Raw genomic sequence first — 20,162 nt, 5'->3', positions numbered from 1 at the left:
CATTGCTTTCGCGCAACTACTCGTTCCGGACAAGCCCGCCTCAGCGTTTTGCTGTTCAAACTCCGTAGACCGAGAGGGAATTTCCATGCACATCAACCGATCCGCCCCACAACCGCCCGGTATCGAGATGGAGAGCTTTCGAATCGCGTCTGACGCGCCTCTTGCTTCCAGTTCTGTGCGGTCCGTCAGCTCCCGGTGCGCAGGACAATCTGCATGCGATTACTGATTACCTGAAGGATCATGTGTTCGCTGCACACAAATTGCCGTTGACCGACTCATTGGAGGACCACGCTGCCATTCATGCTCATAACGAGCAGATCGATGCGCTGATCGATGCGCGCGCCAGGCGTTTGAGCGAGCAGGGCGAAACCCGTGCAAGCATCGGAGAAACATTTGCCAAGGCGGAAAAGTTCGACCGATTGGCGACTACGGCATCAAGCGCGTTACGGGCCACGCCATTTGCCGCGGCTTCGGTGCTTCAGTACATGCAACCGGCGATTAACAAGGGCGATTGGCTACCTGCTCCACTCAAGCCGCTAACCCCGTTTATTTCCGGGGCGCTGTCGGGAGCGATGGACCAGGTGGGCACCAAGATGATGGATCGCGCGACGGGTGATCTGCATTATCTGAGCACCTCGCCGGACAGGCATCCATGATGCGATGGCTACTTCCGTGAAACGCCACTCGCCAGGGCTTGGCAGGCAGGTTGTGGACATGGGGATTGCGGTGCAAACGTACTCGGCGCGCAACGCAGTACGCACGGTATTGGCGCCGGCACTGGCGTCCAGACCAGCAGTCCAGAGTGCTGTTGACATCAGCGTGTCGGCGGCGGGTGGTCTGGCTGCCAACGCAGGCTTTGGCAACCGCATGCTCAGTGTGCAGTCGCGCGATCACCTGCGTGGTGGTGCATTCGTGCTCGGCCTGAAGGATAAAGAGCCCAAGGCTGACCTGAATGAAGAAACCGACTGGCTCGATGCTTACAACGCGATCAAGTCGGCCAGCTACTCAGGTGCGGCGCTTAACGCTGGCAAGCGGATGGCCGGCCTGCCACTGGACATCGCGACTGACGGGCTCAAGGCGGTGAGAAGTCTGGTCTCGGCAACCGGTCTGGTACAAAACGGTGTTGCCTTGGCGGGCGGTTTCGCAGGGGGAGGCAAGTTGCAGGAGATGGCGACGAAAAACATTACCCATCCGGCGACCAGTGCTGCGGTCAGTCAGTTGACCAACCTGGCGGGTTCGGCAGGCGTTTTCGCAGGCTGGACCACCGCTGCACTGGCGACTGACCCTGCGGTTAAAAAAGCCGAGTCGTTCATACAGGACACGGTGAAGTCGACTGCGTCCAGTACGACAGGTTATGTCGCCGACCAGACCGTAAAACTGGCGAAAACCGTCAAAGACAAAGGCGGGGAAGCGCTCGTCAATACCGGTGCCAGCTTGCGCAACACGGTCAATAACCTGCGTCATCGTCCCGCTCGTGAAGCGGATATCGAAGAGGGTGGTATTGCGGCTTCTCCAAGTGAAACACCGTTTCAGCCTGGGCGGTCGTAAGCAAACTGTAAGTTGCAATTAGACGGTAAAAAGGGGTGGGCTCAACGAGTGAGGCCACCCCTTTTTTCCAGCTGTCCGGTTGGGATTCAAAGCTCTGTGTGTTGGGTCGAGGCCTTGGTTTTATCATAGGCATGTTTGACATCGGTCATGGCGATGTTGCTGGTCTCCAGCTGCAGGTCTTCGCTGTCGCTTTTTACCAGTGCGAACTTGCCGTGATTAGCGTCTACACCGTCCAGCTTGATATTCATGTCATCAAACTGCTTTTCACCATTGGTGCGAACCAGCGTTCCGAAATTGTTGGCTTCGAAACCAGTGATGTTCAAATGAGTGTTCGCGTTAAGTTGGACAACCTTATCGTCTGCGTTTTCAGCACTGCTGTTTTTGATTTGCAGATTGGTCACCTTTGCGCCTCCCTCGCCCTTGACGGTGATCATGTCCTCCCCGACGTTTTCGGCGTGCACGTTATCGATGGTGACTTGCTGGGCGTCCTTGGCTTTCACGTGTATGCCATCCACTTCGTTCTCACCCAGGTTAGCGTTTTTCAAGGTGGCGCCTTCTGCCAGTTCGAACAAAGGCTTCTGGTTTTCGCTCTGGTCTCCGTTACCCATCGACTTGTCGGCGGTGAAGGTTGCGCCGTGTGCGTCATAGACTGTGTTGGCAGCGACTTTGATGGTGTCTTTCACCACAATGACCTTGCCTGCCTGGTCGTTGGCGCCCGCTGTATCCGAAACCGGACCCGTGCCTGAGGTATGGTTGGGGTTGGCCAGTTGCGGTGTGATTTGCGGTGTTACGCCACCATCGTTCTCGCTGCTGCCTTCGACAGAAGGCGTGTTGCCACCTGTTGCAGTGGGTGCAGGGCTATCGCCGCCGTCACCGCCTGTTGCAGTCGGCGTATCGCCACCGCCATCGCCCGTTGCGGCTAGCGTACTGCCGTCACCGCTGTCCCCGCTATCGGTTGAAGGCGTACCGAGCCCGCCATTGTTCTGAAAAGGGTCCTGCCACTCGCTCGAGTCCTGATCTGTGTCCTGTTTTTTATTAAGGTTCATGAGCATCTGCAGCAGTGAAACAATCAATGCACTGAACAGCTTGATGAGGTTGGACTCGGGGTTTGCTGTGTTGTTGGCATCCTGCGGGCTCTGCACGCTGTTGTCAGGTTGCCCGAAACTGACGTTTTTCGGTGCGGCGCTGTTGAACAGCATGGCACCAGCGTCTACGGCCTGTGGGGCGTTCTCATCGTGGAAGGTGTTTGTCTGCGGGCTTTTTTCACTCAGCGCCGAGAAGTCCAGCGCGGCTGACGTGGGTTGGTAGGGTGTGGGGGTGATACCGATGCTCATGATGTTTTACCTCGATGGGGTGGACATATGAACCAGCGTCGTCTTCCGGATTTACCAGCGTCGGTCGCCGTGTCCCTGTCAGTTCTATAGGTCGACGAGGAATTCGCCAGATGTCGCTCGAAGTGAGTGGCAAAGCGAGGTGAGCGGTTCCCGTTTCGCCGCTATTGATGGCGATGTTTTCAATACGCCATCCCTGGTGCGCTTGACGAGCACACGGAACCAAAACGCCTTTACATTCGACTCAGTGCGGAACACACCGACAGAAAAACGGTGTGGTCTCATATCGCACTCAGAGGCCGTGAAATGAACAATAATGACTCGTACCACACCCTGATAAATGAAATCTGCGCGCTCAGCCTTATTTCCACGCCTGAACGTTTTTACGAGTCTGCCAATTTCAAAATCAGCGAAGTGGACTTCACACTTCAGTATCAGGATCGCGATGAGGGCCGTGCTGTTTTGATTTACGGCGACATGGGAGCGTTGCCGACACGCAATCGTGACGCTGCATTGCTGGCGTTGATGGACATTAATTTTCATATGTTCTCGGGTGCCCATAGCCCGGTTTTCTCCTGGAATGCTCAGACCAGTCGGGTATTGCTTATGGGTTCCGTGAGCCTGGAGCGAGCCTCTGCCGAAGGCGTGCTGCTGTTGATGAAGTCGTTCGCTGATTTGGCGAACGAGTGGCGCGAGCATGGGTTCATCGGGCGGGTCAAAACAGCAGGTGCCCCGGTTGAGCAGCCTGTTGCCACGGCAGCCAAACGCGAGAGCCTGTCGGCCTCAGGGAGGTTTCAATGAACACTCCGCGAATCGGTGGATCGGGCGGCATCGAGCTGGCCCGGATAAACCAGCAGCACGATGCTATTTCCGCCCAGACCGCTCACCCGAATGCAGTGACGCCAGGCATGAATCCGCCGCTGACTCCCATCAGGCAAGGCCGCACGCAGCAGAAAGCTCGGCTACCGGTGCCGCGCGGCTGAATGTTGCGGCGCGACACACGCAGCTTTTGCAGGCCTTCAAGGCTGAGCCTGCGACGGCTCCGGTCAGCGGCGCGCCGATGATCAGCTCGCGTGCCGCGTTATTGATTGGCAGCTTGCTGCAAGCTGAAAAGCTGCCTTTTGAAGTCATGGCCGAGCGTCTCTCCCCTGAGCGCTATCAACTGAAGCAGTTTCATGGTTCGGACTTGCAACAACTGCTGGACAAGTTTACCCAGCCGGGTCAGGCCCCCGACAAAGCCGAAGTCGGTCAACTGATCAAGGGCTTCGCGCAATCGGTCGCCGATCAACTGGAGCACTTTCAGTTGATGCATGACGCTACGCCCACCAAGACAGGCCCGCATGCCAACGAGGATCGGGCGACTCTTGCCGTCAGTCAGACAGCCGTTGGCGAGTACGCCGGTCGTGCGAGCAAGGCAATCGGCGAAGGGCTGGGCAAAGGCATCGTGTCGCTGGATGATCACATCGCTGCACTGGATGTGAGCCTGCAAAGTGCCGAAGAGGGCGCCAAGGACGCTTTGCACGCTAACAGACAGGCGCTGGTTGATGCGAAAACCACTCTGGTCGGCCTGCACGCCGATTTCGTCAAGTCGCCAGAGGCCAAACGCCTTGCTTCGGTCGCCGCACATACACAACTGGACACCGTCGTCAGTGATCTTGTCACTGCCCGCAACTCGGTTGGCGGCTGGAAAGGTGCCGGGCCGGTTGTTGCGGCTGCGGTTCCGCAGTTCATGTCGTCAATGACGCACCTGGGTTATGTGCGTTTGTCTACCAGTGACAAGCTGCGAGAGGAGGTGCCTGAGACCAGCAGCGACGCCAGCATGCTCAAGGCGGCGATAACCGGAATGGTCGCGGGCATTGCCCACGAGACAGTCAACAGCGTAGTGAAACCGGTGTTTCAGGCTGCCTTGCAGAAGACTGGCCTGAACGAGCGCTTGAACATGGTGCCACTCAAGGCTATCGATACCAATTCGGTGATTCCTGACCCCTTCGAACTGAAAAGCGAGCACGGTGAGCTGATCAGAAAAACGCCCGAGGAAATCGCTCAGGACAAGGCTTTCGTCAAGGGCGAACGCGCGGTGCTGAACCAGAAGAAGGTCCAGGGTTCGTCCACCCATCCGGTGGGTGAACTGATGGCTTACAGTGCCTTTGGTGGTTCACAGGCCGTGCGCCAGATGCTCAACGATTTACACCAGATCAATGGTCAGACGCTGAGTGCAAGAGCCTTGGCATCCGGCTTTGGCGGGGCGGTGTCTGCCAGTTCGCAAACGCTTTTGCAGTTGAAGTCGACGTATGTCGATCCCGCAGAGCGCAAAATTCCGGTAGTCACGCCAGACCGAGCCGAGACAGAGCTGAAAAAGGACCTGGCCAAAGGTATGGACCTGCGCGAAGCCTCGGTACGTACCACGTTCTACAGCAAGGCAATATCGGGTATTCAGAGCTCGGCGCTGACCTCGGCACTGCCGCCCGTGACAGCCCAGCCGGAAGGCGCGCGGGGTACGCTCAGTGCGGGGAATATCCTGCGCAATATGGCTCTGGCCGCAAAGGGCTCGATTTCCTATCTGTCCACGCGTTACGCCAACCAGTCTGTCACCGCCGAAGCCAAGGCGTTGAAGGATGCGGGGATGGGAGGCGCAACGCCGATGCTGGATCGTACCGAAACAGCCTTGAACAACATCCGCCACCCGAACAGGGCATCGCTGCCACATACCTTCCAGCCGAGCACGTTGAGCGGTATTCCAAGGGCTATGGAAAGCGCTTATCACATGGGCCGAGGCGCGTTGCAGCTGCCAACCCAGATCGCCGTGGACACGGTTCGAGTGTTGGCAGACGGTGCGCTGAACGGCGTGTCGTCAGCACGCGCTGCGCTTACGCCAGCAAAACCGCCTGAAGCTCGCGGGTCCGTCGACGAGCTCCGGAACACGGCCCCAACGCCGCCATCCAGCCCCACAGTGCAGCGGCCGGCACCCTCCGTTCCGTTTGACGACGAGCAGTTGCGGGCGCTCGAAGAAGGCTTGCTCGCTCCGCGTTGATTCCAACGCCGGGCACAGTCCGTACCTGTCTGCTGTCCGGCTGATTCAGACTGCTTTAACTTTAAAGGACTATAACGATGAGAAACCCGACACCCGATTTTGCCCGCTTCATCAACGCTCTGGGCGTCCAACTCGGTACATCACTGGCCTTGCAGAATGGCGTATGCGCCCTTTACGACGGCCAGAACAACGAAGCGGCGGTCATCGAATTGCCCGAGCACAGCGAAATGGTCGTCTTTCATTGCCGAGTAGGCCGTTGTCCGGAGCGTTCCACTGATCTACAGCGCCTGTTGAGCCTGAACTTCGACGTCGCCCGTTTGCACGGTTGCTGGTTTGCTGTCGATCAGGGCGATGTACGTCTATGCGCCCAGCGTGAACTGGCATCGCTCGATGAGCCGGCGTTCTGCGACGTGACTCGCGGCTTCATTTCCCAGGCTCGTGAGGCTCGCGCATTTCTACAGGCTTGAATAAAAAAGCGCCGCGTAAAAGCGGCGCTTTTTTCACTGTTTGCGTTTTCAGCTTTTCAGTTCAAACCCTTCTTGCTTCAACTTGCTCGCCGCTTCCTTGAGCGACGCCGATGGCCGCGACAACTCGCCGTCAAAGGTGTAACCAATCGGTTTGTCCTGGTCTGCGCCATAAATGAAGTTGATGCGCCCCAGCGTTTTAGTGACGCTCATATTCGCTCCGCTGTTATAGCTGACCAAGGGGGTGGGTGAGGTGAAGTTTTCAGCCTGAGTCGCGGTGTGGAATACCACCAGGCGCTTGATGCGCATCTGGTTGCGGTCTCCCAGAAGGGCGGAGAAGTCGCTTTGGGTCATGGTGCCGTCCAGGCTACCTTCGTCGATTTTATCGACCAGCGAGTCCTTCGGTTCCAGCCGTACGCGCGCCAGTGTCCCTATGCTGCCCTCCATGTCCTTGAGCATGGCGCGGAGTTTCGGGTCCTGGCGCATGAACTCGGCAACCCTGGCCGCATTGCCGGGGGCGCTCGCTTCACGCACTGAGCCCATGATTTTGGTGAGTATGCTTTCACTGCTCAGGCCGGAGAGGTTGGTTTTGCTGGTCTCAAAACGTGCGTTATCCATCACGCTGTGCTTATTGACTGATGCCCGATGCTCGACCGCCCCGCGTTTCAGACCACGAAGCGCTTTGTACTGCTTGTCGTTCTGCCATTGAGTGTCGGCAAACAGTTCTTCAAGGCCGTCGAGGTGCGCCTGAATAACCTCATCCGGTTTCTTGCCTGCGTAACGCGCATTCAGCGGGTCGGCCAGTTCGGCCAGTTTTGCTTTGGTCGTGCTGTCCTTGAATGCCTCGCCGAGGCTTTTAGACAGCTTGCCCAAACCTTCGGTGGTTATCGGCTTGGCGACGTTATAGCGAAACTTGACCCGTTTGACAGTCCTGTTCTCTACGCTGAAATTGACCGCTACTCCCAGATTGTTGGCGGCTGACTGTGACGCGGGCGTCGGTCCCGGGGCGGAGGCCGGTGTGCCTGTGGGGGCCGTGTGGGTGCCGCCGATCTGCCCGCGAAGCTGCCCGCGAAGCTGCCCGCCAAGCGTTGCGTTGTTGAGAAAACGCGGGCGGTTCTTGCCGCCTTCGCGCAACTCGGTCTTGTCGTTTTTCTGGGTCAACGAGTAATCGGTGTAGGTCATCAGGTTAACGGTGATGTTCGCCGCGAATCCGCCGCGTACCACCGCAGAGAACGAATTGCTATTGGGATCGGCATCCGGGTCTCTGTCTTCGGTCAGGTTTATCCCAGAGCGTAGATCGGCAGTTCCGCCCGCCGTAAGGTCGAAGTTGAATCGCCGAGCCTGGTAGGTCTCATGGTCTACTGCTTTTTTAAGCACCTGCAATGGATTCAGCTTGCCTTCAAACAGGTCGTCGACGAATGCGTCGATGTCTTCATCCGGAACATTGAAGACCACGCCGGCACGTTGGCTGGCAGCGACGGTGGCTGTCACGTCCACGCCCAGGCGAAAGTTGGGGGTCAATGTGCGGTTGTTACCGACGTCGACACTACGAGCAGGATGGTTTTCGTCAAAAAAGCCCGGCCAGTAGTCTTTGCCGGCACCGAAGCCACCGCTTACGTTTCCCGCACCTTCGCTGATCAGGTACAGGGTAACGCCGCCCTCGCAACGCTCGGCATTGAGTATGTAGTTACGGTTGCCGGTGGTACCTGCCGTTGGCCATATTCCTGTGGCCTTGTCGGCAAGAATGATGAACGGGGTGGTAAGGTTCAGTCCGTAACTGCGTTGCAGCCCGATTTCATCGTCGCCATGCTCCAGTTGCTTGAGCATGCTTTTGAATTTCCCGGCCAGTTCCGCCTGGTCCTTGCTGCCTGTGGCTGCGCGCATGTTGACGCTCACCGCATGATCAGCTTTTTTGAATGACTTGAGGAATGTCTTGACCGCTTCATAACCGCTTTCCAGCGCTTTGTTATCGGTAAAGCCCATGTCTGTAACCACCTTGACCGGGTTTTCGCCGTAAGTCACATCACGCAGCGTCGCCAGTTTGTTTTGTAACGGATCTATGTCGGCTTGCGGCGGTAGCTGTTCGACCTCGTCGAGCAGCGCGCCGAGGCTTTTCAGCGTGACCAGATCCAGCGCCAGACGCGCTTTACTCAGGCCATGCTCCTCACTGGCATCGCGGCGCTGCCCCAAGGGTACATCGGCTTTCTGGTGGCTGAGTTTCAGCCCTTGATACTTCAGCGTGCCGAGTAACTTTTTGGTGGGGTTTTCAGCAGACGGAGCAACTTGAGTCAAGGCGTCCTGAAGCTCCTTGACCAGGTCATGTCCAGAGCTTTTGAAGTTGAGCTTTGTGCCCAGCTCAGCAAGTTTCTTGCCGAACTGGGTGCGCACCGACGGCTTGGCCAACTCACCGTGCTGGTTAAGAATGCCATCTTGTTGCCTGAGGTTTTTCACCTTGCCATAGCTTTGGCCGATAGACATCAGCGCCGTATAGCTGTGATTTTCCAGCTCTTCGCGCAGGGTTTCCAGTTCCTTGACCAACGTAGCGCCTTGAGGCCCCAGTTTTGATTCCAGTGCGGCAATGCGCGCTTTCAAATCCTTGCCCGGGGCTGGCGGCCTGCCGCCGGACTCATTGATCAGCTCCAACTGCTTGAACAGCATGGACTCGGTTTCATAAACCTCATTCAGACCCAGACGACCGTGGTGGCGATGTTGAATACTGTTGCCAACGTTCTTCATCCAGCGGGGCACTTCTGCGGTGTTTTTGTAGACGTTGGCGCGCATGAATTCGCGGGTGCTGGCTTTTTTGGATTTCTCCACACCGCTGCGCCCGAATGCATTGATGTCCATTCTGAGCGTCAGCCCGGTTTTTGGAATTCGCCAGGTCTTGTTCGATCCCGTGATTCGCGAGTGCACATCATTCAAACCGTTTTCTTCTACCGGGCGCTGCTCGAAAGCTTGCCATTTGCCTGCACTGAGCCGCATCAGACCCTGGCCCTCGGCGTCTTCGACCTGGGCGCTGAGCACGTTGTCGTCATTGGCGAAAAGTGCCTTGACCGGCTGACCCCCAGGTAGGGCAACCGGCGTCCAGCGGGCGCGCATCTGATCCCCCAGCTTTGTCGATTGCCAAGCTTCCTTGGGCAGGCAATAAAGCCCGCCGGTACTGGTGAGCGCATGAAGGTTCTGTTTTTCATCCAGAGCAAGGCTCTTGATATCGCCTTCCAGGCCGGGGATATCGAGAGTGACGGGTTTGTGATCCTTGCTGTGGGCGGTCAGCTTGTTCTGGTCATCAAGGGCGACGAAGCTTTTGTTGCTGACCATTGCAAAGGCTGTGATCACCCGGTCGTCGAGGCCTTCGATTTCCTTGCCCATCTCGACTGTTGTCGAGCGCGCGGTCTGGGCCAGCGCTGTGTTGTGGTCAAAGGCCATGTTGGGGTGTTCAGGAGTCACCTTGAGCGCGTGCAGTTTGCCGCCCTTGAGCACATAGGCGTTACTGTCGGCACCGCGTTGCAGGCGGTCAATATCTTTTATACCGGCGTCTTTCCAGCATTCGGGCGTCGCATCCCAGCGCTGAATGCGTCCTTCGCTCAGGCCAACCAGACCCGCACGATCAAGGTTGAGCCGGTCAGCGGCGGTGGGCGCCGGGGGCATGGTCAGCCCGCGATTGTTGCTCAGTACCAGAGCATTGGTCAGGTTCCAGCCGCTTTCCAGTTTTGAATCCTGCTCATTGAGTGCGTGGGAGTGAATCTCGCCCTGGCGGTTTTTGATCAATGCATGCACACGGCCGTCATCCCCGTTGATGAATCCGGTGACGCTGTCGTGGCCACCCAGCGGCAGGCCTGCCAGTTGAAAGTTTGCCTGATCGGGCGTCAGCTTCAATTGCGGGTCATTGCTTTCAAATGCACTACGGTCCGCGCTGTAAAGTCTGCCTTGGGTGTCTGCTATGAACAGCTTGTTGTCGCTCAGGCCGACCGCAGCCGCTTGCGCCTTGCCGCCGTCGAGTTCGAGCGCTTTTGTTTTCTTCTCGGTCAGATCGCCAATCACCGGGCTCATGTCTGTGAGCAGGATCGCCTGAGTCTCCTTGCCGCTGAGCAATGCCGCTCTGTTGTCCGGTGCCACCGAAAATGACTGCAGATCCTTGACTTCGATGTGCGGCATGAAAGGGCTCGTGAGGTCGACTACCACATCGTCGCTTTTCGCATAGACCGAGCCGTTGCCGCCTGTGGCCAGACTATTGAAAGCAATGTCCTCCGTGCCTTCAGGCGCTTTCCAGCGAGCACTGAGCGGGTCGAACTGATAGAGCCGGTCTTCATGCACACGCATACGCTCGCCGTCGTGCCTGAGAAGCCCGCCGGTGATGTGAGCGATGTGCGCCTTGCCGGGCAACTCTTGAGTCTTGCGTCCGCTGGCGGTGTCGATGTGAATGTTGCCGTCTTCACGCTCCAGTTTCACCGCTGGCGGTTTCTTTCCTTCTATATGCAGTGCTTCTTTGCTGCTGCGGATCAAGGCTAGCGAACTGTCGTCCTGCGCCAGGTGCAGCAGGTGCCCGTTGGCCTGTAGCAACTGATGGCCGTGCACGCCGTCTTTGCTTTGATGGGCCAGGTAGGTTTGCATGGGGGTGGCGAGAATGGAATCCAGCAATGGGGCCAGGCCGGGAGTATTGAACGTGGAGAAGTCAGGCTTTCCCTTGGCGTCCAGTTGAATGCTGCCTTGTGGCTCTGAGTTGCGAACCAGTTTTTCGTCTTTCAGCTCGAAACGGCCTCCGTTGCTGCGCGTCATCATCGATTGCCGAGAACTCTGGAGCGTCGCCGGCTCGTCCGGGTCTTGGGCTTTGGTGCCGGAAGTGCTGGCGCCGCTATGCCCCGCACGCGTCACTGGCTGGCGCGTATCCTCCAGGTCATCAAGACTATTGCTCGATAACTGAGATACAGGCGCTTTGTCTTTGGCTGTCTTCGAATTTGAAGTGGGCTGTGAAGGCTTGACGTTTTTTACGGTGGGAGGCGTGGCCGCTTTCTGCTGCGGTGCCTTGGATTTCTGGAACAGTTTGCTGACGTTCTTCAGCGCTCGCTTGCCGACACTGCTCAGTGAGTGCGAGGAGCGTTGTTTGGGTTGTTCGATTTTTTGCTGTAGATCCGTTGCAGCGTTCGTGTTTGCCGGGACTGGCGGCTGAATGATGCTCCCGGTGTTGCGGTGGATCGATGATGAATGCACGGTGAATCTCCCTCTCCATGTGCCACTGATGACAGCCTGATGCAAAGCTTGGAAATTCATTCATTGGCTGAGTGGCACCTGATAATGGAGGGTTCCATCGCAAATACTTATGGCTGAAATGATTCAGCAAGATGCCTGGCGCGGCTGATATCGGTTTCAAAGGGAACCGTAACAGTGAACGTGCCACGTAGGATGGACACGTTCAGGACATTCCTCCCATGCCCGCCGTTGCCTCCATCGTATCGAGCCCCCGCTTGCTGGCTCGCGCTATTCAAATCGCTGTCCTCGCCCTGGGCTCGCTGTGTGTGGGTTGTCAGTCTGTGGACTACTCAGCACCCCGGCAGGAACGCAATCCGCGGCTGGTTACGGGCCTGGTCTACTGGGGAGGAGATGATCAGGAAGGTGCGCGGGCGGCAGAGAAAATTTCCGATTTGCCCGTCTATAACGGCGAGGACGTGTGGCAGCGAGTTGCGCAACGCAGCAGGCTGGCCGATGGCCAGGGTATGAATGAGCGTATCGCTCGCCAGCGCGATTGGCTGCTGAGCAATCGTGGGTTTATCAGTGGGGCAAGTGTCCGGGCCAGCCCCTATCTGCATTTTATTGTCGAGCGCCTGGACGAGCGCAACATGCCGTTGGAGCTGGCGCTGTTGCCAATGATCGAAAGCTCCTACAACCCGATGGCCAATTCACCGGCTGCGGCGGCTGGCCTGTGGCAATTCATGCCTTCTACCGGGCGCAGCTTCAATCTTTATCAAAGCGCTACGTACGACGCTCGCCGTGACGTGGTGGCCTCAAGCAAGGCAGCGATGGATTACCTGACCCGCCTGCATGATCAGTTCAATAATGACTGGCTGCTGGCACTGGCGGCCTACAACTCGGGCGAAGGCACAGTCGGCCGGGCGATTGAGGCCAATCGGCGGCGCGGACTACCTGTTGATTACTGGCACCTGAATTTGCCCAGGGAAACCCTGGATTACGTGCCCAGGCTGCTGGCGCTCTCGCTGATCGTGCGCAACGCCGCTACCTATGGTGTAAAACTCACCCCGGTCGCCAATACGCCATATTTTGACGTGGTCGAACTCAACCATGCGGTAGACCTGACCCAGCTTGCGGCCACTGCGGGTGTGGATGAGGGCCAGTTGCTGAGACTCAACTCGGCGTTTCTGCGCAAAAAAACGCCAGATGGACCAGGGCGGTTGCTGTTGCCCAAGACTCAGAAGCAAGTGCTGACAGCCGGTATCGCGCGAATAACCGGGGAATCTCCTGTGACTACGGGCACCCCTCAGCGCATTGATAAGCCTGTGGTCGAACACTTGGCATTACCCCAGACGGCACAGCCGGTGAGGGTGGTCGAGCGAACGCCGGTGCCCAGGCCAGCGCAGCCGGTTGAGGTAGCTGAACGGGCACCTGTGCCCAACCCAGTGGAACCCATGCGGGTAGCAGAGCAGTCTTCTGCGCCGCAAACACCACCCTTGGTACCGGCTGTCGAGCATAAAGAGCCGCCGATGACCCCGCGGACACCGGCAAGGGAGGCATTATCGGTGCCTAGCGTGGTACAAGTCGGGCGCTACGTGGATGACCGCTCGTCGCCTCGCAGGCGTGATGATATCGAGGATCGTACGGGCCCGCGCGAGCTGCCAAGCGGCCCGCGTATCGTGGTCTATGCCAGCGGGTCACGCTAATAACCTGCGGTTTTAAAGCCGGATGTATAACAAAATCACCTGAAAAATGCCCTTTTTTGGTGCTTTTTCTTGTTGGCGTTTCGGTGTGACTCGCCGTTAAGACGCTATATTTCAACGCTGATACGTCCTTGTTTTTGTTCTCGTTCGTGGCAGGTAGCCATGAACTTTTTACGCTCGCAGACTATTTTTGCTGAACTTTTTTAAAGTTTTGTAAGCTAGTGCTTACACACATTTAGAAACATTCTTCCGTGATGACGAGGTATCACCGTTCGTTATGGTCACCGCCTTTGGCGTGGTGACAGCTTGCGATTGACGGATTGTCCTACACTGAATCCTTTCAGTTAACTATCTCTTCGATCAAATTTTGAGACCGCATGCCATGAAACCCACCCGTTCGGATAGCCGAATGGGTGGGTGGCAAAAAGCTATCTAGTTTCGAGCCCAAAAACCGGGAGGATTTTGTAACCCTCCATGCCAAGGGTGAGCGGCGTTCGGAAAACCGAATGTATAAAAACCCATGAGTCACCCTGTCGAGCGTTACGTGTAACGTCTTCCGTTCCCCATCAGTAAGTTAAGTTTCAATGTCGAACTTTTCGTTTTGGTCAGGTAGTTTGTTAAGTTTATTTTCCTTGAAAGGGGACTGCTTGAGTATGGGTTTCCCGTTTTAATTTCTTTCAGCCCGTTATTAAGTGAGCCCTTGTAAAACGGCCTATAACGTTAAATTTATTTTTATAAGTCGAGTGACTTTTCTGTGAAGTTTTTTTAATAATAAACCGTGTGGTTATATAGTTTTTTGCCAGGGTCCAGGACGGGGCAGTGCGGTTAACTCCCCGGAAGCCGGGGGTTTTAGCGTTTTTTGAGCGGTAAGCGCTTGATCGGAATAGAGTATCGATAGATTAAACTAATCATCCCAACAGTCTGGCTCTATGCGGGTGTTGCTCGTCATATGACGATATTACTATGATAATAATTCTCAACTTTGTGAGCTTTTTCTCATTTCATGGGGAACTAAATTACTATATGTGTGCCTTGTAAGACGTGGTATTAATAGTCCGCTTGCCACCCACAGTGAGAGTGATCGATGAGCACAGACATTGATAAGGGCGTCCGAGAGTATTGGGACGTAACTGCATTATCCGCTGGTCATCAAATTGTAATGAACAGCGCGTTTCTTGATATGGACTTACTGCTGTGCGGGGAAACCGGGACGGGTAAAGACACCCTGGCCAATCGCATTCATGAGCTGTCCAGCAGGTCCGGGCCCTTTGTCGGCATGAACTGCGCCGCCATCCCCGAATCGTTGGCAGAAAGCCAGTTATTCGGTGTCGTCAATGGCGCATTTACCGGTGTCTGCCGCGCTCGCGAGGGCTACATCGAAGCGTCCAGCGGCGGTACGCTTTACCTCGATGAAATCGACAGTATGCCGCCTAGCCTCCAGGCCAAGTTACTTCGCGTTCTGGAGAGCCGGGGGGTCGAGCGGCTGGGCTCAACCGAATTCATTCCACTGGATCTGCGCGTGATTGCTTCCGCCCAGCGCCCTCTGGATGAACTGGTGGAACAAGGACTTTTTCGTCGCGACCTGTTTTTTCGGCTCAACGTGCTGACGCTTCACTTGCCAGCCTTGCGCAAACGTCGCGAACAGATCCTGCCATTGTTCGACCAGTTCACCCAGGAGATTGCCGCTGAGTTCCAACGTCCCGTTCCTGTACTGGACAACGGTCGTGTGCAGATCCTGCTCAGCCATGACTGGCCGGGCAACGTGCGCGAACTGAAATCCGCAGCCAAGCGGTTTGTATTGGGGTTCCCGCTGCTGGGGGCCGAGCCAATGGATGCGCGCGATCCGGTGACAGGTCTGCGCATGCAGATGCGCGTGATCGAAAAGATGCTTATTCAGGATGCGTTGAAACGGCATCGACACAATGTCGACGCCGTGCTTCAGGAGCTCGAACTGCCGAGACGTACGCTTTACCACCGCATGAAGGAGTTGGGAGTTGCTGCATAGATCGCAGCAACGGCTGGAGTCCAAAAAGCTGATGTCTCGGGGGTCATGTGATGGATCTTGATGAGGGGTTTGATGACGACCTGGACGAGGAGCGTGTTCCAAATCTGGGGATCGTCGCTGAAAGCATTTCGCAACTCGGTATCGATGTGTTGCTGTCAGGCGAGACCGGGACTGGCAAAGACACTATTGCCCAGCGCATTCACACAATGTCTGGCCGTAAAGGTCGCCTGGTTGCGATGAATTGCGCTGCGATTCCGGAGTCGCTGGCAGAGAGTGAGCTGTTTGGAGTGGTCAGCGGTGCGTACACCGGTGCTGACCGCTCCAGAGTCGGCTACATCGAAGCGGCACAAGGCGGAACGCTGTATCTGGATGAGATCGACAGCATGCCGCTCAGCCTGCAGGCCAAGCTGCTGAGGGTGCTGGAAACCCGAGCACTGGAACGACTGGGTTCGACATCGACGATCAAGCTGGATGTCTGCGTGATCGCTTCGGCCCAGTCGTCTCTGGATGATGCCGTCGAGCAGGGGAAATTTCGTCGGGATCTGTACTTTCGCCTTAACGTGTTGACACTCCAGCTGCCACCCTTGCGCACACAGCCTGAGCGCATTCTGCCCTTGTTCAAGCGCTTTATGGCCGCGGCTGCCAAAGAACTGGACGTCGCCTCTGCCGATGTCTGTCCGCTGCTTCAGCAGGTGCTGTTGGGGCATGAGTGGCCCGGCAATATCCGTGAGCTCAAGGCTGCTGCAAAGCGCCATGTATTGGGTTTCCCGGTGTTGGGTGTCGACCCGCAGAGTGAAGAACACTTGGCCTGTGGGCTCAAATCCCAGCTGAGGGCGATTGAAAAGGCCCTGATTCAACAGTCACTCAAGCGCCACCGTAACTGCATTGATGCGGCAAGCCTGGAGCTGGACATGCCACGCCGCACGCTCTATCGACGTATCAAGGAGTTGCAGATCTGATTTTTTGCAGAGCGCTGGAACCGATTTAAGGGTCGTTACCACCTATATGTACCAAGCAATTACGCTGGTACAGACCAAGGGGTATCACGTTATGAGCATCATAAGTTCTCTGACTAACGCGGGTCGCGGTGTCGTTAACACAGTGGGTGGCGCTGCGCAGGGTATCAACAGCGTCAAGAGCAGCGCCGACCGCAACATTGCACTGACCAAAAACACGGGCAGCACTGACAGTATCGACGCTACCCGCTCGAGCATCAGTAAAGGTGATGCAAAAAGCTCCGAGCTTGACGGCACTGCGAACGAAGAGAACGGCCTGCTGCGTGAGACGAGCATGCTGGCGGGCTTCGAAGACAAGAAAGAAGCCCTTTCCAACCAAATCGTTGCGAGCAAGATCCGGAACTCGGTCGTCCAGTTCTGATTTCTTGAATGCCCCCTTCACACAGAGGGGGCTGCTACTTTGAGGAGGTTGTGATGCAGAGTCTCAGTCTTAACAGCAGCACGCTGCAAAGCCCGGCGATGGCGCTCGTTGTGATCCGTCCTGAAACCGAGACAACCGGGCCGAGTACATCCAGCCGGGCGCTTCAGGAAGTGATTGCGCAGCTTGCCCAGGAGCTGACTCACAATGGTCAACTGGACGAGAGTTCGCCATTGGGCAAGTTGCTCGGCAAAGCGATGGCCGCAAGTGGCAAGGCTGGCGGCGGCCTCGAGGACATCAAGGCTGCGCTGGACGCGCTTATCCACGAAAAGCTGGGCGACAATTTTGGCGCTTCTGCCGACAACGCCTCGGATACCGGACAACCCGACTTGATGACACAGGTGCTCAATGGCCTGGCCAAGTCGATGCTGAATGATCTTCTGACCAAGCAGGATGACGGAACTCGTTTTTCCGAGGACGACATGCCGATGCTGAAAAAGATCGCGGAGTTCATGGACGACAACCCCGCACAGTTTCCCAAACCGGACTCGGGTTCGTGGGTGAACGAACTCAAGGAAGATAACTTCCTCGACGGCGACGAAACAGCGCAGTTCCGCTCGGCACTCGACATCATCGGCCAGCAATTGGGCAGTCAACAGAATGCAGCCGGCGGTCTGGCGGGCGATGGCGGTAGCAGCGGTGGTGGCCTGGGCAGCCCTGTGAGCAATACGGAAAATTCGCCTGGTTCACTGGGTGATCCGCTTATCGACGCTAACACCGGCCCCGCCAGCAACAGCAATTCCAATGGTGATGTGGGCCAGTTGATCGGTGAGCTGATAGACCGGGGACTGCAATCGGTATTGGCCGGTGGCGGCTTGGGAACACCTGTGAGCACCGCCAATACTGCCCTTGTGCCTGGCGGCGAACAGCCGAATCAGGACCTGGGTCAGTTACTCGGTGGCTTGTTGCAGAAAGGTCTGGAAGCGACGCTTCAGGATGCTGGCCAGACCGGGACCGGCGTGCAGTCCAGCGCTGCTCAAGTTGCCTTGCTGCTGGTCAACATGCTGCTGCAAAGCACTAAAAACCAGGCTGCTGCCTGACTGATACCCGCCTGACGGAGAACTCAAGTGACCGTTTCCCACCTTGGTAATGTTAAAAACATCTCGCCGGAACTTGGGCAGGATGTGCCACAAGGGCTCGTTTCAGAACCTCCCCAGGCGGATGTCGATATCTTCACCGCCGCAACGCGCCCGGATAATGTTTCAAGCGGTGCACCGCTTTCCGAGCATATCGCCAGCGCGATTTCCGGCGGTCTGGGCGAAACCGAAAAAATGTCCCAGCAAGCCATGCGCTCCATGAAAAAGGCCTCGGGCAGCGGAGAGGCACTGGATATCGCGGCGATGACTCGCACATTGTCGCAATGCTCGCTGCAGACAGCGCTCACGACCAAAGTCGTCAGCAAGACTGCGCAGGCAATCGACAAGCTGACCAACCTGCAGTAGAGGTTCTCGTGAAATTTCTGAGCGCAGGGCTGCTGTTGTTTTGCATGTTGTTGCTTGGCGGGTGCAGTGATGAAACCGATCTTTTCACTGGCTTGTCCGAGCAGGACTCCAACGAGGTGGTTGCACGCCTTGCGGATCAGCACATCGATGCGCGCAAGCGCCTTGAAAAGACCGGTGTCGTGATTACGGTCGCAACCAGCGACATGAACCGCGCCGTACGTGTGCTTAACGCTGCCGGCCTGCCACGCCAGTCGCGCGCCAGTCTGGGCGACATCTTCAAGAAAGAAGGGGTCATCTCGACTCCTCTCGAAGAGCGTGCCCGCTACATCTATGCCCTGTCTCAGGAGCTTGAAGCCACGTTGTCGCAGATAGACGGTGTCATCGTGGCCAGAGTGCATGTGGTGCTGCCGGAGCGCATCGCTCCGGGCGAGCCGGTGCAACCTGCTTCCGCGGCCGTATTCATCAAGCACTCGGCTGCGCTGGACCCGGACAGTGTGCGTGGGCGTATTCAGCAGATGGTCGCCAGCAGCATCCCCGGCATGTCTGCGCAATCGGCAGAATCGAAGAAATTTTCCATCGTTTTTGTACCGGCCACCGAGTTTCAGGAAACGACGCAATGGGCCAGCTTCGGACCGTTCGAGCTCGACAGCGAAGAGTTGCCGTTCTGGCACCTGATGCTTTGGCTGGTACCGGCCGGTGTTGTCGTATTGCTGCTGATTATTGCGCTGCTGCTGCGCAGTGACTGGCGTGCCGCGCTGCTTCGTCGGATCGGGTTCGGCGCGCGGAGTCGCTCAACCGTACCGGCGCGTGCCTGATGGAGCTGATTGCCGAGGACCACTGGGTTCAATGGTGGTGCAACCCCTGGCAGTTTGCGCATCCGGACTGGCAAAGCCGTTTTGCCTTGAACTGCGGCCTGACACTCAGTGACTGTGATGGGCTGATAGCCAGTCGTCACAGCGTATTTTTGCAGAGTGTCGGCATTGAACCCGATCAACCGCCGATGCCTGCTGAGCCGGTGTTGCGCTGGCTGGCGCTGACACCTTTACAGCGTGAGCAGGCGCTGGATCTTGCCCGGCGCATCTGCTTTTGCCGAAATGAAAGCGATGGCGCTGACGGGCAATGGTGCTGGGCGCTGACCAAAGCGCTGCGTCCCGGCGTCTGGCTGGAACTTGCCAACGAAGACCCTCGCTTGCTGTTGGGGGCCTGGCTGGGGCCTGAGTATTGGTCGCGATTGCGTCTGGCCTGGGCGCCAGATGAGCTTCCCGACACCCCGTGCGAGGCACCCGAGAATAAACTTCAGACGATGTGGCAGGCCATTTTATGGCGTGTCACGGCGGTTTGAATTCGATCCGGTTCGCTCTGTATCAGGAATTCCCCATGCTCGCCAAACGCAGTATTACGCTGACTGCCACTGCGCTTCTGCCTGAACCTGTGCTGCGTCGTGAAGACATTGCCAACAGCCTGCTGGCTCGTGATGTTCTAGCCGACGCGCAGCGCCAGGCAGAGCAAATGCTGGTTCTCGAACAACAGAAGGCCGACCTTGTGCATCAGCAGGCGCTGGCCAGCTTCTGGGAAAACGCCAATGCGTTCCTCGCTGAACTGCAGGTGCAGCGTGAAGTGTTACAGCAGCAAGCAATGGCTGCCGTAGAGGAATTGCTCAGCGAGTCGCTTCGGCACCTGCTTGACGACACGACGCTGGCCGAGCGCGCCAGGGCACTGGTGAAAAATCTCGCGGCCAGTCAGCTCAACGAAGCGGTGGCGACCCTCAGCGTTCATCCCGACATGGCCGAGCCGGTCGCCGAGTGGCTGGCTGACAGCCGGTTTGCCCAATACTGGCAGCTTAAGCGCGACGCATCGCTGACCACCGAACGCCTGCGTCTGAGCGATGCCAATGGCGCGTTCGACATCGATTGGGCGACGCTGCGCAACGGGCTGGCAGGCCGTGACTCGTCTGCCTGAAACAGGCTCTTGCGCCGAAAATGGAACCGCTCCAGCCGTTTGCTCCACTCAAGGTTTGAAC

At 57.1% G+C, this 20,162-nt stretch carries 13 protein-coding genes and 2 pseudogenes; 13 read left to right on the top strand and 2 right to left on the bottom strand.

What is annotated here, in order from left to right; all coding sequences use genetic code 11:
* Positions 1–175: 175 nt before the first annotated feature.
* Positions 176–1,548: pseudogene (locus tag AC4ANK_RS22495) on the top strand (type III effector).
* Positions 1,549–1,634: 86 nt separating this feature from the next.
* Here AC4ANK_RS22495 and AC4ANK_RS22490 read toward each other — a convergent pair.
* On the bottom strand, positions 1,635–2,882 hold the full coding sequence (locus AC4ANK_RS22490) for a pectate lyase (protein ID WP_002552393.1): 1,248 nt from the start codon (positions 2,880–2,882) through the stop codon (positions 1,635–1,637).
* A gap of 303 nt (positions 2,883–3,185) precedes the next feature.
* Here AC4ANK_RS22490 and AC4ANK_RS22485 point away from each other — a divergent pair, with 303 nt between their 5' ends.
* From AC4ANK_RS22485 to AC4ANK_RS22475, 3 genes and pseudogenes are all read left to right on the top strand, one after another.
* The gene (locus AC4ANK_RS22485; protein ID WP_002552394.1) at positions 3,186–3,680 is read left to right on the top strand and encodes a CesT family type III secretion system chaperone; all 495 of its coding nucleotides are present in this window, start codon (positions 3,186–3,188) and stop codon (positions 3,678–3,680) included.
* A pseudogene (locus AC4ANK_RS22480) lies at positions 3,677–5,910 on the top strand (restriction endonuclease). Before AC4ANK_RS22485 ends, AC4ANK_RS22480 begins: the two are co-directional and overlap by 4 nt.
* A 77-nt stretch (positions 5,911–5,987) precedes the next feature.
* A complete protein-coding gene (locus tag AC4ANK_RS22475; protein WP_002552395.1) occupies positions 5,988–6,377 on the top strand; it encodes a type III secretion system chaperone in 390 nt (129 codons plus the stop codon).
* Between the two features lie 48 nt (positions 6,378–6,425).
* On the opposite strand, the gene AC4ANK_RS22470 is transcribed toward AC4ANK_RS22475, so the two are convergent.
* Positions 6,426–11,582 carry an AvrE-family type 3 secretion system effector gene (locus AC4ANK_RS22470; RefSeq protein ID WP_460384443.1) on the bottom strand — a complete coding sequence of 1,719 codons (5,157 nt, stop codon included), beginning with the start codon at positions 11,580–11,582 and terminating at the stop codon, positions 6,426–6,428.
* Positions 11,583–11,800: 218 nt separating this feature from the next.
* Here AC4ANK_RS22470 and AC4ANK_RS22465 point away from each other — a divergent pair, with 218 nt between their 5' ends.
* The 9 genes from AC4ANK_RS22465 (at position 11,801) to sctL (ending at position 20,101) form a co-directional block, all read left to right on the top strand.
* Complete coding sequence (locus AC4ANK_RS22465; protein WP_002552397.1) at positions 11,801–13,264, top strand: transglycosylase SLT domain-containing protein; 1,464 nt, start codon at positions 11,801–11,803, stop codon at positions 13,262–13,264.
* Between the two features lie 1,081 nt (positions 13,265–14,345).
* Positions 14,346–15,266, top strand: coding sequence for a sigma 54-interacting transcriptional regulator (locus AC4ANK_RS22460; protein ID WP_002552398.1), 921 nt, complete (start codon positions 14,346–14,348; stop codon positions 15,264–15,266).
* Between the two features lie 50 nt (positions 15,267–15,316).
* Entirely contained in the window at positions 15,317–16,225 is a 909-nt protein-coding gene (locus AC4ANK_RS22455; protein WP_002552399.1) for a sigma 54-interacting transcriptional regulator, read from the top strand.
* A 91-nt stretch (positions 16,226–16,316) separates the two neighbouring features.
* On the top strand, positions 16,317–16,643 hold the full coding sequence (locus tag AC4ANK_RS22450) for a type III secretion system major pilin HrpA (protein ID WP_002552400.1): 327 nt from the start codon (positions 16,317–16,319) through the stop codon (positions 16,641–16,643).
* A gap of 53 nt (positions 16,644–16,696) precedes the next feature.
* A complete protein-coding gene (hrpZ, locus tag AC4ANK_RS22445; protein ID WP_002552401.1) occupies positions 16,697–17,740 on the top strand; it encodes a type III secretion system effector HrpZ in 1,044 nt (347 codons plus the stop codon).
* Positions 17,741–17,767: 27 nt separating this feature from the next.
* Positions 17,768–18,142 carry a type III secretion system inner rod subunit SctI gene (gene sctI / locus AC4ANK_RS22440; protein WP_002552402.1) on the top strand — a complete coding sequence of 125 codons (375 nt, stop codon included), beginning with the start codon at positions 17,768–17,770 and terminating at the stop codon, positions 18,140–18,142.
* An 8-nt stretch (positions 18,143–18,150) separates the two neighbouring features.
* Positions 18,151–18,957, top strand: coding sequence for a type III secretion system inner membrane ring lipoprotein SctJ (sctJ, locus tag AC4ANK_RS22435; protein ID WP_460384447.1), 807 nt, complete (start codon positions 18,151–18,153; stop codon positions 18,955–18,957).
* The gene (locus tag AC4ANK_RS22430; RefSeq protein WP_002552404.1) at positions 18,957–19,484 is read left to right on the top strand and encodes a hypothetical protein; all 528 of its coding nucleotides are present in this window, start codon (positions 18,957–18,959) and stop codon (positions 19,482–19,484) included. Before sctJ ends, AC4ANK_RS22430 begins: the two co-directional genes overlap by 1 nt.
* Positions 19,485–19,519: 35 nt before the next feature.
* A complete protein-coding gene (gene sctL / locus AC4ANK_RS22425) occupies positions 19,520–20,101 on the top strand; it encodes a type III secretion system stator protein SctL (RefSeq protein ID WP_002552405.1) in 582 nt (193 codons plus the stop codon).
* The last annotated feature ends 61 nt before the right edge of the window (positions 20,102–20,162 follow it).

The sequence above is a fragment of the Pseudomonas sp. Pmew2 genome (assembly GCF_058129885.1).
Note: the sequence above shows the minus strand (reverse complement) of the source record. Positions and strands in the feature narration are given on the sequence as shown.

What these genes read in the sequence shown, in the direction of transcription:
- AC4ANK_RS22490 (WP_002552393.1), bottom strand. Translation starts at nt 2,882, where the DNA reads ATGAGCATCGGTATCACCCCCACACCCTACCAACCCACGTCAGCCGCG.
- AC4ANK_RS22485 (WP_002552394.1), top strand. Translation starts at nt 3,186, where the DNA reads ATGAACAATAATGACTCGTACCACACCCTGATAAATGAAATCTGCGCG.
- AC4ANK_RS22475 (WP_002552395.1), top strand. Translation starts at nt 5,988, where the DNA reads ATGAGAAACCCGACACCCGATTTTGCCCGCTTCATCAACGCTCTGGGC.
- AC4ANK_RS22465 (WP_002552397.1), top strand. Translation starts at nt 11,801, where the DNA reads ATGCCCGCCGTTGCCTCCATCGTATCGAGCCCCCGCTTGCTGGCTCGC.
- AC4ANK_RS22460 (WP_002552398.1), top strand. Translation starts at nt 14,346, where the DNA reads ATGAGCACAGACATTGATAAGGGCGTCCGAGAGTATTGGGACGTAACT.
- AC4ANK_RS22455 (WP_002552399.1), top strand. Translation starts at nt 15,317, where the DNA reads ATGGATCTTGATGAGGGGTTTGATGACGACCTGGACGAGGAGCGTGTT.
- AC4ANK_RS22450 (WP_002552400.1), top strand. Translation starts at nt 16,317, where the DNA reads ATGAGCATCATAAGTTCTCTGACTAACGCGGGTCGCGGTGTCGTTAAC.
- hrpZ (WP_002552401.1), top strand. Translation starts at nt 16,697, where the DNA reads ATGCAGAGTCTCAGTCTTAACAGCAGCACGCTGCAAAGCCCGGCGATG.
- AC4ANK_RS22430 (WP_002552404.1), top strand. Translation starts at nt 18,957, where the DNA reads ATGGAGCTGATTGCCGAGGACCACTGGGTTCAATGGTGGTGCAACCCC.
- sctL (WP_002552405.1), top strand. Translation starts at nt 19,520, where the DNA reads ATGCTCGCCAAACGCAGTATTACGCTGACTGCCACTGCGCTTCTGCCT.